This is a genomic window from Kineosporia succinea (genome assembly GCF_030811555.1).
Lineage (GTDB): Bacteria > Actinomycetota > Actinomycetes > Actinomycetales > Kineosporiaceae > Kineosporia > Kineosporia succinea.
The window spans coordinates 7,353,906-7,371,398 of sequence record NZ_JAUSQZ010000001.1 but is presented as its reverse complement, the minus strand read 5'-3'; the positions used below and the strand labels follow the sequence as shown (position 1 = coordinate 7,371,398).

13 protein-coding genes are annotated in these 17,493 nt (G+C 70.9%); 5 read left to right on the top strand and 8 right to left on the bottom strand.

Features of this window, described 5'->3' with window-relative positions; genetic code table 11:
* Positions 1 to 77: 77 nt before the first annotated feature.
* The gene (locus J2S57_RS32530; protein ID WP_307249898.1) at positions 78 to 1,811 is read left to right on the top strand and encodes a SpoIVB peptidase S55 domain-containing protein; all 1,734 of its coding nucleotides are present in this window, start codon (positions 78 to 80) and stop codon (positions 1,809 to 1,811) included.
* 65 nt (positions 1,812 to 1,876) lie between these two features.
* Here J2S57_RS32530 and J2S57_RS32525 read toward each other — a convergent pair whose 3' ends face one another.
* Positions 1,877 to 2,377: a hypothetical protein gene (locus tag J2S57_RS32525; protein WP_307249896.1), complete on the bottom strand. Its 501-nt coding sequence runs from the start codon at positions 2,375 to 2,377 to the stop codon at positions 1,877 to 1,879.
* A gap of 197 nt (positions 2,378 to 2,574) precedes the next feature.
* On the opposite strand from J2S57_RS32525, the gene J2S57_RS32520 reads away from it, so the two are divergent.
* Both J2S57_RS32520 and J2S57_RS32515 read left to right on the top strand, forming a co-directional pair.
* Positions 2,575 to 4,227, top strand: coding sequence for a GGDEF domain-containing protein (locus J2S57_RS32520; protein ID WP_307251152.1), 1,653 nt, complete (start codon positions 2,575 to 2,577; stop codon positions 4,225 to 4,227).
* 52 nt (positions 4,228 to 4,279) lie between these two features.
* The gene (locus tag J2S57_RS32515) at positions 4,280 to 6,541 is read left to right on the top strand and encodes an MMPL family transporter (protein WP_307249894.1); all 2,262 of its coding nucleotides are present in this window, start codon (positions 4,280 to 4,282) and stop codon (positions 6,539 to 6,541) included.
* Between the two features lie 25 nt (positions 6,542 to 6,566).
* Here the strand turns inward: J2S57_RS32515 and J2S57_RS32510 are convergent, their stop codons facing one another.
* The 7 genes from J2S57_RS32510 to J2S57_RS32480 are packed head-to-tail and all read right to left on the bottom strand — an operon-like array spanning position 6,567 to position 15,434.
* Positions 6,567 to 7,982, bottom strand: a complete 1,416-nt coding sequence (locus J2S57_RS32510) for an aldehyde dehydrogenase family protein (protein ID WP_307249892.1) — start codon at positions 7,980 to 7,982, stop codon at positions 6,567 to 6,569.
* Positions 7,983 to 8,010: 28 nt separating this feature from the next.
* Complete coding sequence (gene hpaD / locus J2S57_RS32505) at positions 8,011 to 9,084, bottom strand: 3,4-dihydroxyphenylacetate 2,3-dioxygenase (protein ID WP_307249890.1); 1,074 nt, start codon at positions 9,082 to 9,084, stop codon at positions 8,011 to 8,013.
* A 9-nt stretch (positions 9,085 to 9,093) separates the two neighbouring features.
* On the bottom strand, positions 9,094 to 10,587 hold the full coding sequence (gene hpaE / locus J2S57_RS32500; RefSeq protein WP_307249888.1) for a 5-carboxymethyl-2-hydroxymuconate semialdehyde dehydrogenase: 1,494 nt from the start codon (positions 10,585 to 10,587) through the stop codon (positions 9,094 to 9,096).
* Between the two features lie 29 nt (positions 10,588 to 10,616).
* On the bottom strand, positions 10,617 to 12,050 hold the full coding sequence (locus J2S57_RS32495; protein ID WP_307249886.1) for a fumarylacetoacetate hydrolase family protein: 1,434 nt from the start codon (positions 12,048 to 12,050) through the stop codon (positions 10,617 to 10,619).
* A complete protein-coding gene (locus tag J2S57_RS32490; protein WP_370882524.1) occupies positions 12,047 to 12,823 on the bottom strand; it encodes an HpcH/HpaI aldolase family protein in 777 nt (258 codons plus the stop codon). The genes J2S57_RS32495 and J2S57_RS32490 overlap by 4 nt, the downstream gene beginning before the upstream one ends.
* Positions 12,808 to 13,593 carry a 2-oxo-hept-4-ene-1,7-dioate hydratase gene (hpaH, locus tag J2S57_RS32485; RefSeq protein ID WP_307249882.1) on the bottom strand — a complete coding sequence of 262 codons (786 nt, stop codon included), beginning with the start codon at positions 13,591 to 13,593 and terminating at the stop codon, positions 12,808 to 12,810. Before hpaH ends, J2S57_RS32490 begins: the two co-directional genes overlap by 16 nt.
* Positions 13,594 to 13,643: 50 nt before the next feature.
* Positions 13,644 to 15,434 (bottom strand): FAD-dependent monooxygenase, encoded by a 1,791-nt coding sequence (locus J2S57_RS32480; RefSeq protein ID WP_307249880.1) that lies wholly within the window; start codon positions 15,432 to 15,434, stop codon positions 13,644 to 13,646.
* A 109-nt stretch (positions 15,435 to 15,543) separates the two neighbouring features.
* Between J2S57_RS32480 and J2S57_RS32475 the strand changes: the two genes are divergently transcribed.
* The gene (locus J2S57_RS32475) at positions 15,544 to 16,203 is read left to right on the top strand and encodes an IclR family transcriptional regulator (RefSeq protein WP_370882523.1); all 660 of its coding nucleotides are present in this window, start codon (positions 15,544 to 15,546) and stop codon (positions 16,201 to 16,203) included.
* A gap of 44 nt (positions 16,204 to 16,247) precedes the next feature.
* Positions 16,248 to 16,958: a DUF6308 family protein gene (locus tag J2S57_RS32470; protein WP_307249877.1), complete on the top strand. Its 711-nt coding sequence runs from the start codon at positions 16,248 to 16,250 to the stop codon at positions 16,956 to 16,958.
* Positions 16,959 to 17,493: the final 535 nt, after the last annotated feature.

Genomic DNA, 17,493 nt, shown 5'->3' with positions numbered 1-17,493 from the left:
GGACGGGGTGGGCGCCTACCGTCGAGATCGCGCCTGAATTACCGGGGCGCAGCGGTTCTCGAACAGCAGGGGGCATTATGAACAGATCTCGCGCGGCCGGCGGTCTGATCACCGCGGTGGCGGTCTCCGGGATGCTCGTCGCGCTACCGGCGACGTCGTCCTTCGCCGCGGCGAAGAACTGCCCGACGGCCCTGCCCACCGCGCAGGTGGTCGACGGGCTGAAGGGCACCGGCTACACGGTCGAGAGAGGCACGCAGGCCGAGGAATTCACGGCCGAGGTGCTGGGCCGGGTCACCGACGGCATCGCGCCCGGCGTCGACATGATCATGGCCGAGGTCGACTCGCCCGCACTCGAGCGCGCGGGCGGCGTGTGGGCGGGCATGTCCGGGTCGCCGGTCTACACCTCCGACGGCAAGCTCATCGGGTCAGTCTCCTACGGCCTGGCCGCGTCGTCGAAGATCGCCGGCATCACCCCGGCCGCCGACCTGCTGGCCCTGCGGGGCGGCACGGCGGGCACCCCGAAGGTGGCCGTCTCCTCGGCGAGGGCCGCGCGCATCGCCCGGACCGGTGAGGTCTCGGTGAAGGTGGCGGCCAGGGGCTTCGAGCGGCTGCCGGTGCCGGTCACCGTCACCGGGGCGGCGCAGAAGAACGGCGGGCGCTTCCTGTCGGAGATCACGAAGGCCAGCGGCGCCACGGTGCACCGCAGCACGGCGCGCATCAGCGCCCGTGCGAAGTCGACGCCGGGGGAGATCTTCGCCGGCTCGAACTACGCCGCCGCGCTGTCGTACGGCGACGTCTCGGCCGTCGGCCTGGGCACCACCACGTACGTGTGCGGCACGACGGCGGTGGCGTTCGGGCACCCGTTCAACAATGTGGGCAAGGCCGAGTACAGCGTGCACCCGGCCACGGCGGTCTACGTGCAGGCCGACCCCAACGACGGCCCGTTCAAGGTCGGTAACCCGGGCGGTGTGGTCGGCACGGTCACGCACGACGGCACGATCGGGCTGCGGAGCACCCTGGGCACCACGCCCCGGCACACCTACCCGATCACCACGTCACTGAAGAAGGGCAGCAAGACCTTCACCGGCAAGACCGTGGGCGTCTACCAGCCCGTCGCCGGTGACGTCGCGGCCACCCACCTGATGGGCGCGATCATCAAGGCCAACGGCGCGCAGAGCGGCGGCACGGCCTCGCTGACGTACACGATCACCGGCACCCGTGACGGCGGCAAGAAGTTCTCGCTGAGCCGCAGCGAGACCTACGCCGACGCCACGGACATCGGCTTCGCGGCGGCCGACAGCCTCTACGGAACGCTCGTGCCGCTGGTCGAGCAGGAGTACGAGACCGTCGACATCACCGGGATCACGATCAGGGGCACGGTGACCTCCACCTACAAGCCCTACCGGGTCACGAAGGTGGAGACGAGGAAGAGCGGTCGGTGGGTGGCGCTCAAGGGCACCCAGAAGGTCAGGTCGGGTGCGAAGCTCCCGCTGCGCGCGACGCTGTCCGTTTACCGCGACTCCAGCAAGAAGGTCACGGTGCCGCTGACGGTCGCGGTGCCGAAGAAGAGCAAGGGCTGGAGCGGCAGCCTGTCGGTCGGTGACGCGTCGAGCGTCCTGCCCGGCGCGAAGGAGCCGAACTCCCTGACCTCGCTGCTGGCCCAGCTGCGCAGCACGCCCCCGAACGACACGCTGGTCAGCCGGATCGACGTGTCGAGCAGCAAGGGCGCCACACGCAGCAGCACCACCAGGGTCCGGCTGAACTCCTCCGTCAACGGCTACCAGAAGGTCGTGTCGGTCAAGATCAGCTAGGTCCCGGACGTGGAGTGCCACCCCCGGAACCGTTCCGGGGGTGGCACTTTCGGACAGGGTCAGACCTAGTGTCGGTGGAACACCCGCAGGCTGGTCAACAGCCACTGCAGGTGGTTGTCCCACAGCCGCACCCGTTCGGCCGGGGGCAGCAGCTTCACGTCGTTGCCCCAGAGATACTGGTACGTGCGGTGAAACGGGGTGTCGCCGCTCGTCGCGTCGGCCATGCCCTGGTCGGCCAGAGACGCCGCGGCGTCGTAGAACAGGTCGTCGGCCTGCTTCAGGTCGGCCCGGACCTGGTTGGACCACCGGTCGCTCGGCCGGGTCAGACCCCGCCGGGCCCGCCGCAGGTCGATGATCAGCATGTGTACCTGGGGACGGTCGGGCAGGCCGGCCTGGTGCAGCAGGAGGCCGGGGCTGTCGGCGCCGAGGAGTTTGCCCTCGGACGTCTCCAGCTGGTCGGCGCCCGGATACCCCTCGGCGCCGCGGCCGTGGTGCCGCAGAAGATAGACGAAGCCGGACTGGCCGGGCAGACGGAGACGGATCAGTTGAGGCTGGGACTCGCTCACCGGAGAAGGCTACGGGTAAAGGGCCGGGTCGGCGCGGCACCGGTCCCACAGCACGACCGTCCGTCCCCCGAATACGCCTGTCACTCCATGCTGCACATCCGTGACAATTGAACGCGATCGCTACCCAGAGGGGTTGCTCAGCTGCAAGGCTAGGCAACGGTGGCGAAGGCGGGAATGTCGGGAGAGCTCCGGTGACGATGGACCAGGCGAGGCGATCCGGCACGACCGTGCCCGCCCTCCCGTCCCGCCGCCACCCCATCCGCCCCGGCGAAGCGATCCCCGGCGCACCGAACCCCGGCGCACCGAACCCCGGCGCACCGAACCCCGGGGAGCCGGCCCAGCCCGACCTCCGCGCCGAACTCGCCGAACTCGCCGAACTCAACGACCTGGTCTCCTCCGAACCCACCCAGGCCCGCACCCGCGCCGCCGAGCTCGAGCAGCGCGCCCACACCCTCGGCGCCCGGGACATCGTTGCCGGTGCCCTCCTCGTGCGCGCCGAGTCGCACCAGCGCACCGGCGAGCTCACCACCGCCGTCGCCCTCATCAGCCGCGCCACCGACCTGGCCGCTCCGCTCACCGGTGAGCACCTCGTCCGTGCCTGTCTGCTCACCGGTTTCGTCTACAACGACCTGGGCGACGAGGCCACGTCGCTGCAGCACGTGATGGATGCCATCGGCGCCTTCACCGACGACGTGCCCCCACGCCTGCGCGCCCGCGTGCTGAACAAGGCCGCCGACCTGGTCTCCGACCTGGGGTCCTGGAGCGACGCGATGCTCTGGTACTCCCGCGCCGAGGAGGTGGCCCGGGGCGACGCCCGGCTGCACCTGATGGTCGCCAACAACCGGGCCTACAACGCCCTGCTCAACGGCAAGACCGACGACGCCCTGGCCAGCGTGAAGATCCTGCACGACCTGAGTGCGCGCTACGGGCACCCGCTTGACGCCGCCTCCCTCGACACGGTGGCCCGCATCCACCTGATGGCCGGCGACCTGCCCCGCGCGGCCGAGGTCGCGCTCCAGGCCGTCGCCGTGCTCGGCACCATGCCGTTCAAGTCCGCCGACGTGCGTCCCTACTACCTGCTCACCGTCGCCGTCACCCAGCGCGCCCAGGGACATCTGCGCCGGGCCGCCGACACCCTGGCCCAGGCCCGCCGGGCCTGCATCGAGGAGGGCTACACCCGCGTCAAGAACGAGATCCTGCGCGAGCAGGCCGAACTCAGCGCCGCGCTGGGCGACCACCGGGCCGCGTTCGAGCTGCTCAGCGCCTACGTCGAGGCCGACCAGCAGCTGCGCTCGAGCCAGCGCGAGGCCCAGGCCCAGATCCGCCAGGCGCTCTACGAGACCCAGACCGCCCGCGAGGAGGCCGCCCGCTACCGCGAGGAGGCCCGCCGCGACCCGCTCACCGGGCTGCGCAACCGCCTCTACGTCACCGAGCGCCTGTCCGAGCTCCTCCATGACGACGACACCGAGATCACCCTCGCCCTGCTCGACCTCGACCACTTCAAGTCCGTCAACGACCGGTTCTCGCACGAGGCCGGCGACCGCGTGCTCCAGCAGATCGCCCGCATGCTCGAGGCCGCGGCCCCCGACGACGGCTCGTTCGCCGCCCGCTTCGGCGGCGAGGAACTGCTCCTGGTGCTGCTCACCCACCAGGCCGCCCCGCTGGTCGAAGAGCTGCGGCTGGCGGTGGAGCAGCACGACTGGAACGACATCACCCCCGGCCGCGGCATCACCCTGAGCGCGGGCCTGACCACCCGCCGGCCGGGTGACACCGCCGACGACCTGCTGGCCCGGGCCGACCGTCAGCTGTACATCGCCAAGTCACGGGGACGGAACCGGATCAGCGCCTGAACCTACCCGCCGGTCGTGCCGAAGACCCTGGCCTCCGCCGAAAGGTACAGCTATGGCATGGCACCTCTTCCGCCTCGGCCGCTGGTCGTTCGTGCACCGCAAGACGGTCGCCGGCCTGTGGCTGCTCATCCTCGTCGCCATGGGCGCGGGCGCCGCCACCCTGTCCGGGCAGACCAACGACAACTTCACCCTCGACGGCATGGAGAGCACCGACGCCTTCTCCCTCATCGAGGAGCGCAGCCCCGGTGCCTCACCCGACGGCGCCACCGCCCGGCTGGTGATCCAGGCGCCGCCGGGCACGACGATCGACGGCAGCCAGGCGGTCATCACGCGGGCGCTCGCAGCGGCGAAGACCGACCACGTGCAGAGCACCGGCGCGGCCACGGTCTCCGGGAACGGACGCGTCGGGTACGTCACCATCACGTACAGCAAGTCCGCGGTCGACCTCACCGAAGCCGACAGATCGGCCCTCGAGAACGCGCGAACCACCCTGCGGCAGGCCGGTCTCACCGCCGCGATCGGTGGTGACGCCCTGGCCGCCGAGACCGAACCGCCCACCGCCGAGATCATCGGTGTCGCCGTCGCTCTCGTGGTGCTGGCCGTCACCTTCGGCTCCCTGGTCGCCGCCGGGATGCCCCTCCTCACCGCGATCGTCGGCGTCGGGATCGGTGCCGCCGGCATCACCACCCTCACCGGATTCGTCGAACTGAGTTCCACCACACCGGCTCTCGGCTCGATGCTGGGCCTGGCCGTCGGCATCGACTACGCCCTGTTCATCATGTCCCGCTACCAGCACGAGGTCCGGCAGGGGCGTCCACTGGAGGACGCGGCCGGAGCCGCCGTCGGAACCGCCGGTTCCGCGGTCATTTTCGCCGGTCTCACGGTGATCATCGCGCTGGCCGGCCTCAGCGTCACCGGCATCGGCTTCCTCACCCAGATGGGCCTGGGCGGCGCCGGCATGGTCGCCGTGGCCGTTCTCATCGCCCTCACCCTGCTGCCCGCGCTGCTCGGCCTGGCCGGCCGCCGGGTGCTCAGCGGCAGCATCAGGGGCCTCAAGCAGAGGGACGTGGAGGACGCCTCGGTGCGCACCAACGGTCTGCGCTGGGTCGAGGCGGTGAGCCGGTTCCGGATCCCGGCCCTGGTCGCGGGCGTCGCCGTGGCCGCGGTGATCTCGATCCCGGTGCTCCAGATGGAACTCGCCATCCCCGACGACGCGACCGCCCCGTCCGGCAGCGACAACCGCGTCGCCTACGACCTGATCTCCGACAACTTCGGCCCGGGGGCCAACGGCCCGCTGATCGTCGTCGTCGACACGCTCGACGCCTCCGACGGCGCCGCGGCCGTCGCCACGGTGGTCAGCCGGCTCTCCGGCATCGAGGACGACGTGGCCGCCGTGGTCCCGCCCGTCACCAGCACGACGACCAAGGCCCGGGCGGCCTTCGCGGCCCAGCTCGAGGCCGTGCACTTCGCGACCGTCACCGTGATCCCGGAGAGCGGACCCTCGGACGCCGCCACCAAGAACCTCGTCGACACCATCCGCGACGACCTCGCCTCCCTGCCGGCCGACACCGGCGCCCGGGCCCTCGTCACCGGCCAGACCGCCGTCGGCGTCGACATCTCACAGAAACTCACCGACGTCTTCCCGCTCTACCTGGTCGTCGTCGTGGGTCTGGCCTTCGTGCTGCTGATCCTGGTGTTCCGCTCGATCCTGGTGCCGCTCAAGGCCGCGCTCGGCTTCCTGCTCTCCGTCGGCGTGGCCCTCGGCTCCACCGTCGCGGTGTTCCAGTGGGGCTGGCTCAACCACCTGATCGGCCTCGACGTCACCACCCCGGTCGCGTTCATCCTCCCGCTGCTGCTCACCGGCGTGCTGTTCGGCCTGGCCATGGACTACGAGGTCTTCCTGGTCACCCGCATGCGCGAGGCCCACGTGCACGGCACGCCGGCCCGCCAGGCCGTCATCGACGGATTCGCCCACAGCGCCCGGGTCGTCACCGCCGCCGCCGTCATCATGTTCGGCGTCTTCGCCGGCTTCGCGCTCGGCGACGCCGTGATGATCAAGACCATCGGCTTCGCGCTCGCCGTCGGCGTGATCGCCGACGCGTTCCTCGTGCGCATGCTCATCGTCCCGGCCGTCATGGCCATCGTCGGCACGACGATGTGGTGGCTGCCCGGCCCCCTCGACCGCGCCCTGCCCAACCTCGACATCGAGGGCGAGGCCCTGCTGCACCGCCTCGGCCCGCCCGCCGGCGGCGTCGGGTTCCTGCCGGAACAGCCGCGCTCGGCCGACAACGCGGACCTGCCCCGGCAGCCCTGAGAACCGGCGGGCCGAGCCGGGGGACTCACCCGACCGGGCGCGTCACCACCTTCGGCACCGCGACCGACTTCAGGCCCTCGACGCCGAACTCCAGCCCGTAGCCGGAGCTCTTCACCCCGCCGAACGGGGCGAACGGGTGGACCCCGCCGTGACCGTTGATCCAGACCGTGCCCGCCTCGATCCGGTCGGCCACCGCCTGGGCCGCGGCCGGGTCACTGCTCCACACCGACGCCCCCAGACCCACGTCGAGCCGGTTCGCGCTGGCGACCGCGTCGTCCACGTCCGAGTAGCTGATGATCGGCAGCGCCGGGCCGAACTGCTCCTCGTCGACCAGCGGGTCCCCGTCCTTCAGGCCGGTGACGAGGGTGATCGGGTAGAACAGCGGCCCCAGCTCGGTGGCCGGGGCACCCCCGGTGACGATCGTCGCGCCGCGTGTCCGGGCGTCCTCCACCAACCCGGACACGATGTCGAACTGCATCCTGTTCTGCACCGGGCCGAGCACGTTCTCCTCCGAGAGCGAGACCCCCAGCGGCATTTTCGCCGCGACCCCGGCCAGCGCGTCCACGACCCGGTCGTGAAGGGACTCGTGCACGTACAACCGCTTCAGCGCCGCACAGGTCTGCCCGGTGTTGATGAACGCACCCCAGAACAGGTCCTGGGCAATGGCTTCCGGGTCGGCGTCGGGCAGCACGATCCCGGCGTCGTTGCCCCCCAGCTCGAGCGTGAGCCGGGCCAGGTTCGCGCCGGACGCCTCCACGATCTTGCGCCCGGTCGCGGTCGACCCGGTGAACATGATCTTGCGCACCGCCGGGTGGGCCACCAGCCGGGCACCCACCTCCCGGTCGCCGGAAAGGGCGGTGAGCACACCGTCCTCCAGCTCCTCGTTCGCCAGCGAGACCAGCGCCAGCACACTGAGCGGGGTGAACTCGGACGGCTTCACCACCACGGTGTTGCCCATGCGCAGCGACGGGGCGATCTGCCAGATCGCGATCATCAGCGGCCAGTTCCACGGCCCCACGGCCGCGACCACCCCGACCGGCCTGTAGGTCAGCGTCGAGACCTGCCGGCCGTCCTCGACCACCACCTGGTCCTCCAGCACGGTCGCCGCGGTCGCCCGCAGCCAGGCCGAGCAGGCCCCCACCTCGAACCGGGCGTTCGGCCCGTTCAGCGGCTTGCCCTGCTCGCGCGCCAGCAGCCGGGCCAGCGGCTCGGCGGCCGCGTCGATCCGGTCGGCGATGCGCACCAGCCGGGCACTGCGCTCCTCGTGACCCCGTGCCTCCCAGGCCGGCTGGGCGGCCACCGCCGCGGCCACCGCCCGCTCCAGGTCGTCCACCGTGTGCTCGGGCGCGCGGCCCAGCAACGATCCGGTCGCCGGCTCGAAGATCTCCCGGCCCTTCGGGTCGGTGACCCGCTCGAGCAGCGATTCCTCAGTGACGGACATCGTCGTCCTCCCTTTCGTCGTAACCGGACTAGAGCTGGTTCCCCAGCTTGAAACCCTTTTCGACATCGCCCTCACGCGTGTACGAGAAGCCGTCGGCCCCGATCGTCACGGACATCTCGCTGTCGTCGGTGCGGGTCGTCAGCGGCACCACGGTGCCGTCGAGGTCCAAAACGGGGGACGCCTCGGTGTACCAGCTGGGCACGACCGGGTTGCCCCACCAGTCGCGGCGCTGGTTGTCGTGCACGTCCCAGGTCACGAGCGGGTTGTCCGGGTCGCCCGTCCAGTAGTCCTGGGTGTAGATCTCCACGCGGTGCCCGTCCGGGTCGAGGATGTAGAGGTAGAACGCGTTCGACACCCCGTGCCGGCCCGGTCCCCGCTCGATCCGGTCGGAGATCCGCAGCGCCCCCATCTTGTCGCAGATCGCGATGATGTTGTGCTTCTCGTGGGTCGCGAACGCCACGTGGTGCATACGCGGCCCGTCGCCACCGGTCATCGCGGTGTCGTGCACGGTGGGCTTGCGCCGCATCCACGCCGCGTACACCGTGCCCTCACCGTCCTCGATGTCTTCCGTGACCCGGAACCCGAGGTCGACCATGTGGGCAGCGGCCCGGGGGACGTCGGGGGTCACCTGGTTGAAGTGGTCGAGACGCACGAGGGCGCCCGGGTTGTGGAGGTGGTAGGCCCAGGCCAGGCGCTCCACGTGCTCGACCTCGTAGAAGTACTCGATCGGGAACCCGATCGGGTCCTGCACCCGCACCGCGTCCCGCACTCCACGGACGAACCCCTCACCGCGCCGTTCCACCCGGCAGCCCAGCTCGGTGTAGAAGTCCACCGCCCGGTCGAGTTCCTCGGGGGAGCGCACCCGGTAGGCGAACGCGGCCACGGCCGCCACCGGCCCCTGCCTCAGCACCAGGTTGTGGTGGATGAACTCGTCGAACGTGCGCAGGTAGATCTCGGTGTCGCTCTCGCAGGTGACCACCAGGCCGAGCAGGTCGACGTAGAACTCCCGCGACCTCGCCAGGTCGGTCACGACCAGCTCGAGGTAGGCACAGCGCACGATGTCCGGTGCGGGGGAGGTGGGGGTGGGGATGCGCTCAGCCATGGCTCGTTCTCACTTCTGCGGGGTGGAGGAGGTGCCGAAACGGGGCGAGTGGGAGTCACTCAGGGAGATGTGCACCGCCTGCTGGTCGGTGTAGAAGTCGATCGAGCGGTAGCCGCCCTCGTGCCCCAGCCCGGACGCCTTCACGCCGCCGAACGGGGTGCGCAGGTCACGCACGTTGTTCGAGTTCAGCCAGACCATGCCGGCCTCGACGTTCTGCGCGAACGCGTGGGCGCGCTTCAGGTCGTTGGTCCAGATGTACGCGGCCAGGCCGTACTTCACCCCGTTGGCCAGTTCCAGCGCCTCGGCGTCGCTGTCGAACGGGGTGATCGCGACGACCGGGCCGAAGATCTCCTCCTGGAAGATCCGGGCCTGCGGCCTGACATCCGCGAACACCGTCGGCGCCACGAAGTTGCCCTCCATCGGCTCGCCCCCGGCCACGAGACGGGCCTCGCCCTTGCCGATCTCGACGTACCTGACGACCTTCGCGCGGTGCTCCGGGTGCACCAGCGCGCCGACCTCGGTGGCCGGGTCGGACGGGTCGCCGACCGTGATGGCGGCGGCGCGCCGGGCGTACGCAGCCACGAACTCGTCGTAGACCGATCGCTCCACCAGCACCCGGCTGCCCGCGGTGCACCGCTCGCCGTTCAGCGAGAAGACCCCGAAAACCGTGGCGTCGAGCGCTGATTCCAGGTCGGCGTCGGCGAAGACGACGGCCGGGGACTTGCCGCCCAGCTCCATCGACAGGCCCTTGAGGAAGGGCGCGGCGTTGGCGAAGATCAGCTGCCCGGTGCGGCTCTCACCGGTGAACGAGATCAGCGGTACGTCCGGGTGCTTCACCAGAGCGTCGCCGGCGGTCTCGCCGAAGCCGTTGACCAGGTTGAACACGCCGTCGGGAACACCGGCCTCGCGGAAGATCCCGGCCCACAGCGAGGCCGAGAGCGGCGTGAACTCGGCCGGTTTCAGCACCACCGTGTTGCCGGTGGCCAGGGCCGGGGCGAGCTTCCAGGACTCCAGCATGAACGGCGTGTTCCACGGCGTGATCAGCCCGGCCACACCCTTGGGCTTGCGGTTGACGTAGTTCACCTGCCGGCCGGGCACCTTGTAGGTGTCGTCGCGCTGGGCCACGATCAGGTCGGCGAAGAACCGGAAGTTCTCGGCCGCGCGCCGGGCCTGGCCCAGGGCCTGCGTGATCGGCAGCCCGGTGTCCCAGGTCTCGAGCTCGGCCAGGCGCTGGTCCTGGCCCTCGATCAGGTCGGCGATCGTGTGCAGCACGCGAGAACGGGCACGGGGCAGCATCTTCGACCACGGCCCGTCGAAGGCGCGCCGCGCGGCGGCCACGGCCAGGTCGATGTCGGCCTGCTTTCCCGAGGCGGCCTGGATGTAGACCTCGTCGGTGGTCGGGTTGATCACGTCGAAGGTCTCGCCGTCGACGCTGTCGACGAACCGGCCGTCGATGAAGTGCTGGATCTTCCCGGGCAGGCCCGCGGGTGTCGGCTGGGGCATGTCGCTCCTTACGAAGAACGGGGGACGCGTCAGAGGTCGGGGCGGGTGGACGAGCGGTACCGGGCCAGCCATTCGGCGTCGGGCGGGAACAGCCCGTCGACCGGGTGGCCCTCGGCGACGCGGGCGGCGACCCAGGCGTCCTGGGCCTCCTGCTCGGAGGCGGCCCGGGCCACCTCGTCGAGCAGGTGCGGCGGGATCACCACCACCCCGTCGTCGTCGCCGGCCAGGATGTCGCCGGGCTGCACGGTCGCGCCGCCGCAGGTGACGGTGGCGTCGACCTCCCAGGGCACGTGCCGGCGCCCGAGCACGGACGGGTGCGCCCCCTGGGCGAAGACCGGCAGGCCGATGTCGACGACCGCCGCGCTGTCGCGCACGGCGCCGTCGGTGATGACGCCGGCGGCACCGAGGGTCTGGGCCCGCAGTGCGAGCACGTCGCCGACCGTGCCCGCCGTGGCGTCACCGCGGGCCTCGATCACCAGCACCTCACCGGGTTTCAGCGAGTCGAAAGCCCGCTTCTGGGCGTTGTACCCGCCGCCGTGGCTCGTGAACAGGTCGGGCCGGTGCGCGACGAAGCGCAGGGTGCGCGCGGTGCCGATCATCCGGGTGCCGGGTTTCAGCGGGTGCACGCCGTCGATGCTGGAGTGCGGGTAACCGCGCTTGCGCAGTTCGGAACTGAGCGTCGCCACGGCCACCCCGTTGAGCAGACCACGCAGCTCGTCGGTGAGAACCGGCTCCAGCCCGGCGGCTTCGGCCGACCCCCAGGCCTCGGCCCGCTGCAGGTCGTTCACGGTCGGTCCGGCCCCGAAGTCGGCGAACGGAACGGTGCCCTCGACCACCCGGGTGACCAGTCGGCCGGTGGTGAGCCCGCCCGGGACGTCGACCTCCACCTCGACCACGTCACCCGGCACCGCGACCGACGAGCCGGCCGGCGTCCCGGTGAGCACCACGTCCCCCGGCTCCAGGGTGATCAGCTGGGACAGGTCGGCGACGAGAACCCCGAAGGGGAACAGCAGATCGGCGGTGGTGTCGTCCTGGGTGAGCTCGCCGTTGACCCAGGTGCGCACCCGCAGCCCGTCCGGGTCGAGGTCTCTCGCGGGAATCACGGTGGGCCCGAGCGGCGTGAACCCGTCCCCGCCCTTGTTGCGCAGGTTCGAGCCCTTGTCGACGGCCCGCAGGTCGTAGACGCCCCAGTCGTTCGCGGCCGTGACTGCCTCGACGGCCGCCCAGCCCTCTTCCGGGCTCACCCGGCGCACGGTGCGCCCGATGATCAGGGCGATCTCCCCCTCGTAGGCGAGAAGCTCGGTGCCGTGTGGACGTTCGATCGTGTCGCCGGAAGCGCTCACCGACGACGGGGGTTTGAGGAAGAACGACGGGAACGCCGGCCTGCGCCCTCGCTGCGCCACCCGCGACGGGTAGTTGAGGTGCAGCGCGATGATCTTGCCCGGGCGTGGCAGCGCGGTCACGGGACCTCCTCGATGTAGGTGGCGGCCAGGTTCTCGCTGCCGCGGGCCAGGAGCTGGACGTCCGCGCCGACGAGCACGAAATCGGCACCGCAGGCCAGGTATCGCCGGGCGAGCACCGGGTCGAAGGCGTTGAGCCCGACCTTGACGCCGAGCCGGTTCGCCACCGCGACACAGGTCTCGACGGCCTCGATCACCTGCGGGTGGTTCGGCCGGCCGAGCAGCCCGAACGACGCCGCGAGGTCGGAGGGGCCGACGAAGACGCCGTCCACCCCCTCGGTCGCGGTGATCTCCTCGACATTGGCCACGGCCTGGGCACTTTCGATCTGGACGAACAGCGAGATGGTGTCGCGTGCCCGGGTCAGGTACCCCTCGATCCGGTTCCAGCGCGACCCCCGGGCCAGCGCGCTGCCGACGCCGCGGATCCCGGCGGGCGGGTAGCTCACGGCCCGCACCAGCTCGGCGGCCTGTTCCGCGGTGTCGACCATCGGGATCAGCAGGTTCTGGGCGCCGAGGTCGAGGTACTGCTTGAGGACGACGGGGTCGCCGGACGGAGGACGCACCAGTGTGGGGGTGGTCCCGATCGCCTGCAACTGCGCCAGAAGGGATTCCAGGCCGTTGGGGCTGTGCTCGGCGTCGAGGAGCAGCCAGTCCAGGCCGCTGCCCGCGCAGATCTCGGCGACGAGCGGGCTGCCGCTGCAGACCCACATCCCGATGAGGGGCCGTCCGGCCTCCTCGAGCCGCCGGACGAAGGGAGGCTCTACTCGAAACGGCACGTGATCGCCCCCAGGGGTCCGTAGTCGGCGTGCACGGTGTCGCCGCGCTCGACCCACATCGGGCGGGTGAACGATCCGGCCAGCACGATCTCCCCGGCCGCGAGCGAACCCCCGTGCTGCGCGAGTTTGCCCGCCAGCCAGGCCACTCCCGCCGCCGGGTGGTTGAGGACCCCGGCCGCGACACCGGTCTCCTCGATCGTCTGGTTGCGGTAGAGCAGAGCGCCGACCCAGCGCAGGTCCACGGCGTCGACGGCGACCGGCCGCCCGCCGAGCACCATCGCGCCGAGCGCGGCGTTGTCGCTGATCGTGTCGACGATCGTGCGGTTCTTCATCTCGATGTGCGAGTTGAGGATCTCCAGGGCCGGCACCACGTACGTCGTGGCGTCGAGCACGTCGAACAGGGTGACGCCCGGGCCCTTGAGCGGCCGGCCGAGGACGAAGGCCAGCTCGACCTCGATGCGCACGTTCGAGTAGTGGTCGAACGGCACCGTCGCGCCGTTCTCGTACACCTGGTCGTCGAAGATCACGCCGTAGTCCGGCTCGGTGATGCCGGTGGCCGCCTGCATGGCCCTGGAGGTCAGGCCGATCTTGTGGCCGACCACCCGATGACCCTGTTCGGTGCGGCGTCTGGCCCAGAGGGCCTGCACGGCGTAGGCGTCGTCGATGGTCATGCCGGGATTCCGGGCGGTGAGCAGCGGCACCGTCGAACGGTTCTGGTCGGCCTGCAGCAGCTCGTCGGCGATCGCCTCGATGTGCTGGGGTTCTAGCACGAAAGCTCCTTGTCCCAGAAGGTTCACATGGTTCGGGCGGTTCGGGCGACTCAGACGAAGATTCCGGCGAAGAACGCGCTGAGGGCGTCGAAGTCGTTCAGCGGCAGCACATGGGCCACGTACTGGTCGGGCCGGACCACCACGATCGCGCCGTCGCGGCTGATCCCGCGGTCGTCGAAGATGTCGTGCTCCTCGCCGGTCGCATACACCCGCTCCCAGTCGGTGAGCCCGAACGGCCCGCCCCTGGGCAGGAACACGCCGGGCACCCGGCGCAGGTCGACCTCGCCGAAACGTTGCTGGTAGATCACTTTGAGATCGAACCAGGCCGGATTCAGGTCTTCCAGCCGGCCCGCGAGATCGGTGACCGGACCGCTGTCCGGTGCCGACGCGTCCGCGAACACGTAGACCCGCCAGCGCCCGTCGGCCCGGGCGTGATGCCCCAGATGCACGGGGGTGGTGTCGCTGACCCGGTGCACGAGCTCGGACCTGAAGCGCTTGCCGATCGGGTACCCGGTGGCCAGCTCCTGGTGCGTGTCCTCGGCGATCAGCGGCGACGGCTCGTACCGCGTCATGAAACCGGCAGGGAACTCGAAGGTCTTGACGTAGAAGTCCTCGAGGTAGTCCGGGTCGGGCATCTGCTCGGCGGGTGTGGCCATCAGTGTCGACCACTCCTTGTCGAACGTGATGAGGTTCTGCGCCACCACCTGCCGCTCGGCGCTGTAGGTGCGCAGCAGCTCCGGGCGGGCCCGGCCGTCGAGCACGTGGCCGAGCTTCCAGGCGATGTTCCAGCCGTCCTGGATCGAGACGTTCATGCCCTGACCGGCTTTCGCGCTGTGCGTGTGGCAGGCGTCGCCGGTGATGAAGACCCTCGGGTCCCGGTCGTCGTCGTGGAACGCGTCGGTCAGCCGGTGCCCGACCTCGTAGACGCTCCACCAGGGGACGTTTTTCACGTCCAGCGTGTACGGGCCGAGAATCCGGTTGGCGCGCGCCACGATCTCGGCGAGCGGCGTGTGCCGCACCCGGCCGTCGTCGTCCTCGGCCACCTCGCCCAGGTCCACGTAGAACCGCGTCAGGTAGCCGCCCTCGCGGGGGATGAGCAGGATGTTGCCGCCGTCGTGCGACTGGATCGCGCACTTGGTGCGGTAGTCGGGAAAGTCGGTGTCCGCCAGCACATCCATGACACCCCAGGCGTGCAGGGCGGCCTGGCCGACGAGCTTGCGGCCGATCGACTCGCGCACCTGGCTGCGGGCGCCGTCGCAGCCCAGCACGTACCTCGCCCGGACCGTCCGCTCGACGCCCTGGTCGAGAACCGTGACGAGCACGGCGCCGTCGAGCACCTCGAGCCCGGCGAACTCGACCCCGTAGTCGGGCACGGCCCGGGCGGGGGAGTTGGCGGCGAACTCGGCGAAGTAGTCCAGCACCCGGGCCTGATTGAGGATGAGGTGCGGGAACTCGCTGATGCCGGACGGGTCGTCGGGCACCAGCTTGGTGCGGGTGATCCGGGTCGGCTCGGCCGGGTCGGGCCGCCAGAACGCCATCGAGTAGATCCGGTAGGCCTCCTCGATCAGCCGGTTCGCGAAACCGAAGGCCTGGAACGATTCGATGCTGCGCGCCTGGAGCCCGTCGGCCTGACCGATCTCAAGTCGCCCGGGGCGGCGTTCGATCAGGCGGGTGGTGACGTCCGGGAACTGCGCGAGCTGGGCGAACGCGGCCAGCCCGGCCGGCCCGGCGCCGACGATCAGCACGTCGACCTCGTCGGGAAGCCGCTCCGGCCGGGGATCTCGATGAGCGGGCTCGACCCGGGGGTCACCGGAGACGTACCCGTGGTCGTGGAACTGCATCGACTCGCCGCCTTTGGCTTGTTCTATAATCGAATGCGTAGACCGATTATTGACCTGATGCGGGAACGGTATGTTTCCGAGAGGTCACGCGCAAGGGTTCGGAGGAGTTTTGGTGACGGACGGCAGGCCGGAGGCCCCTTTACAGACCCTTTCGCGGGGGATCAGCGCCCTCGAGGTGCTGGCCGCGGCCGACGAGCCCCTGTCCATCGGTGAGCTGGCGAGCCGGCTCGGGCTGCACCGCTCGATCACCTACCGCATCGTGCGCACGCTCGAGGGGCACGGCCTGGTGGCCCGTGACGCGGCGGGCGACCTGACCCTCGGCGCCGGTCTGGCCACGCTGGCGCGCAACGTCTCCCGCGACCTGCAGACCGCGGTGCTGCCCGAGCTGACCGCCATCGCCAACGAGTTCGGGATGACCGCGTTCGTCACCCTTCTCGACGCGCAGGAGGTGGTCACCCTGGTCAGCGTCGAGCCCCGGGCGGCGGTGGCCACGGTCGCCCAGCGCCCCGGCACCCGTCACGCGCTCGACCGCGGGGCTCCCGGCCGGGCGACCCGGCGTCTGGTCGCCCGGGAGCCGGGGGAGCTGCCCTACGAGACCAGCCACGACGAGGTGACGCGGGGCCTGTCGTCGGTGGCCGTGCCGCTCGACGTTCCCGGTCAGCCGCCCGCGGCCATCGCCGTGGTCTACCTGACCGGTGGTGTCGCCGAGGTCGACGTGATCGGTACCCGTCTGGCCGAGGCGGCCGAGGTCATCCGCCGCGACTTCTGAAGCGCCCCCTTCAGCCCGCCGGGCGGCCGGCCGAGATCCCAGGCATGGCGGCGCTGTCGATTCCCTGGCCCCTGCATCCCGGCCACGAGCCGGTCGCCTCGTCGCTGCTGCGGGCCTACTTCGAGACCGGCGGCACGGGCGTCCCGCACTACGCCGGGGCCGCGTTCGAGACGCTCGGCGGATCCGACCCCGATCCGTTCCGCTTCACCCCGACCGATCTCGCGGCCGTCACGCTGCTGTCCGTCACGGTGCCCGCGCCCGCCACGATCGCCATTCTCGAGCCCGACGCCGGTTCCCTCGCCGCCCTCCTGGCCGCGATTCCGGTCGCCCTCCCGCTGGTCGACGCGGACGACGACCTGCTCACCGCTGACCGTTCCGCGCTCGTGCGCCTGTGGCGCGCCCTGCGCGCCTATCCCGGCATCGGGCGCACGGTGGCCAGCAAGCTGATGGCGCGCAAACGTCCGTCCCTGGTGCCGATGTGGGACGCGGTGGTCGCCCGCGAGTTCGGGCTGCGGGAGAGCGGCGGGTACTGGTGGGCGATGCGCGATGCGCTGCGCCGGGACGACCTGTGGCGCCGGGCCGGTGACCTGGTCGCCGAGAACGGCCTGGAGCAGCGGGTTTCACCGTTGCGGGCGGTCGACGTGGTGACCTGGATGCACGGCCGCGACCCGGCGGCCAGCCTGCGGGCGGCGAGCGTGGCAGGGCTGGGGGTTCCGGATCAGCGGCGTCCGGACGAGGTCAGGGTACCGGGCTGAACTGCGCACTTGGGCGGCGGAACGCGCAGATCCGTGATCACGGCCGGGTTCTCGGTGCAGGCTCATTGAATTCCGGCCGGTGATCGCGGCGAGGCAGCGCAAAGGAAATGCCTCTTCGAACACCGAGCGCCGGGTAGTGGACGGATCACGGGTGGTGAGGGGTGGCGGTGTGCGGCCTGACTCCCGAAGCCTGGTTCTTTCGTGAGACGGTCACTCGTGGGCCGTGTTTCGGTGCTCGTGTTCGAGAATGCCCGGGGTCGGCCGGTGTCGGGTGCTCCCGGCCGTCCGGCGGGGCGTGAGCGGGGCCCGGCGTGCCTCGTCGGGCCGGGGACGGCCGTGGCGCAGGACGCCCGGCTCTCAGTGGCGTTCGGGCCGTCGTCGCACTGGGTATTCTTCCGGGCCATGGGCAGGTTCGCTCTCACCGGGTGTTCCTGCTCATTGATCGGCTCTTCGGCGGTCAAACAGATTTCCGGATCCGAGGAGGAGACACAGTGAGCAGCACGGGCGTCACTCAGGGAAATGTGCGCAGGTCCAC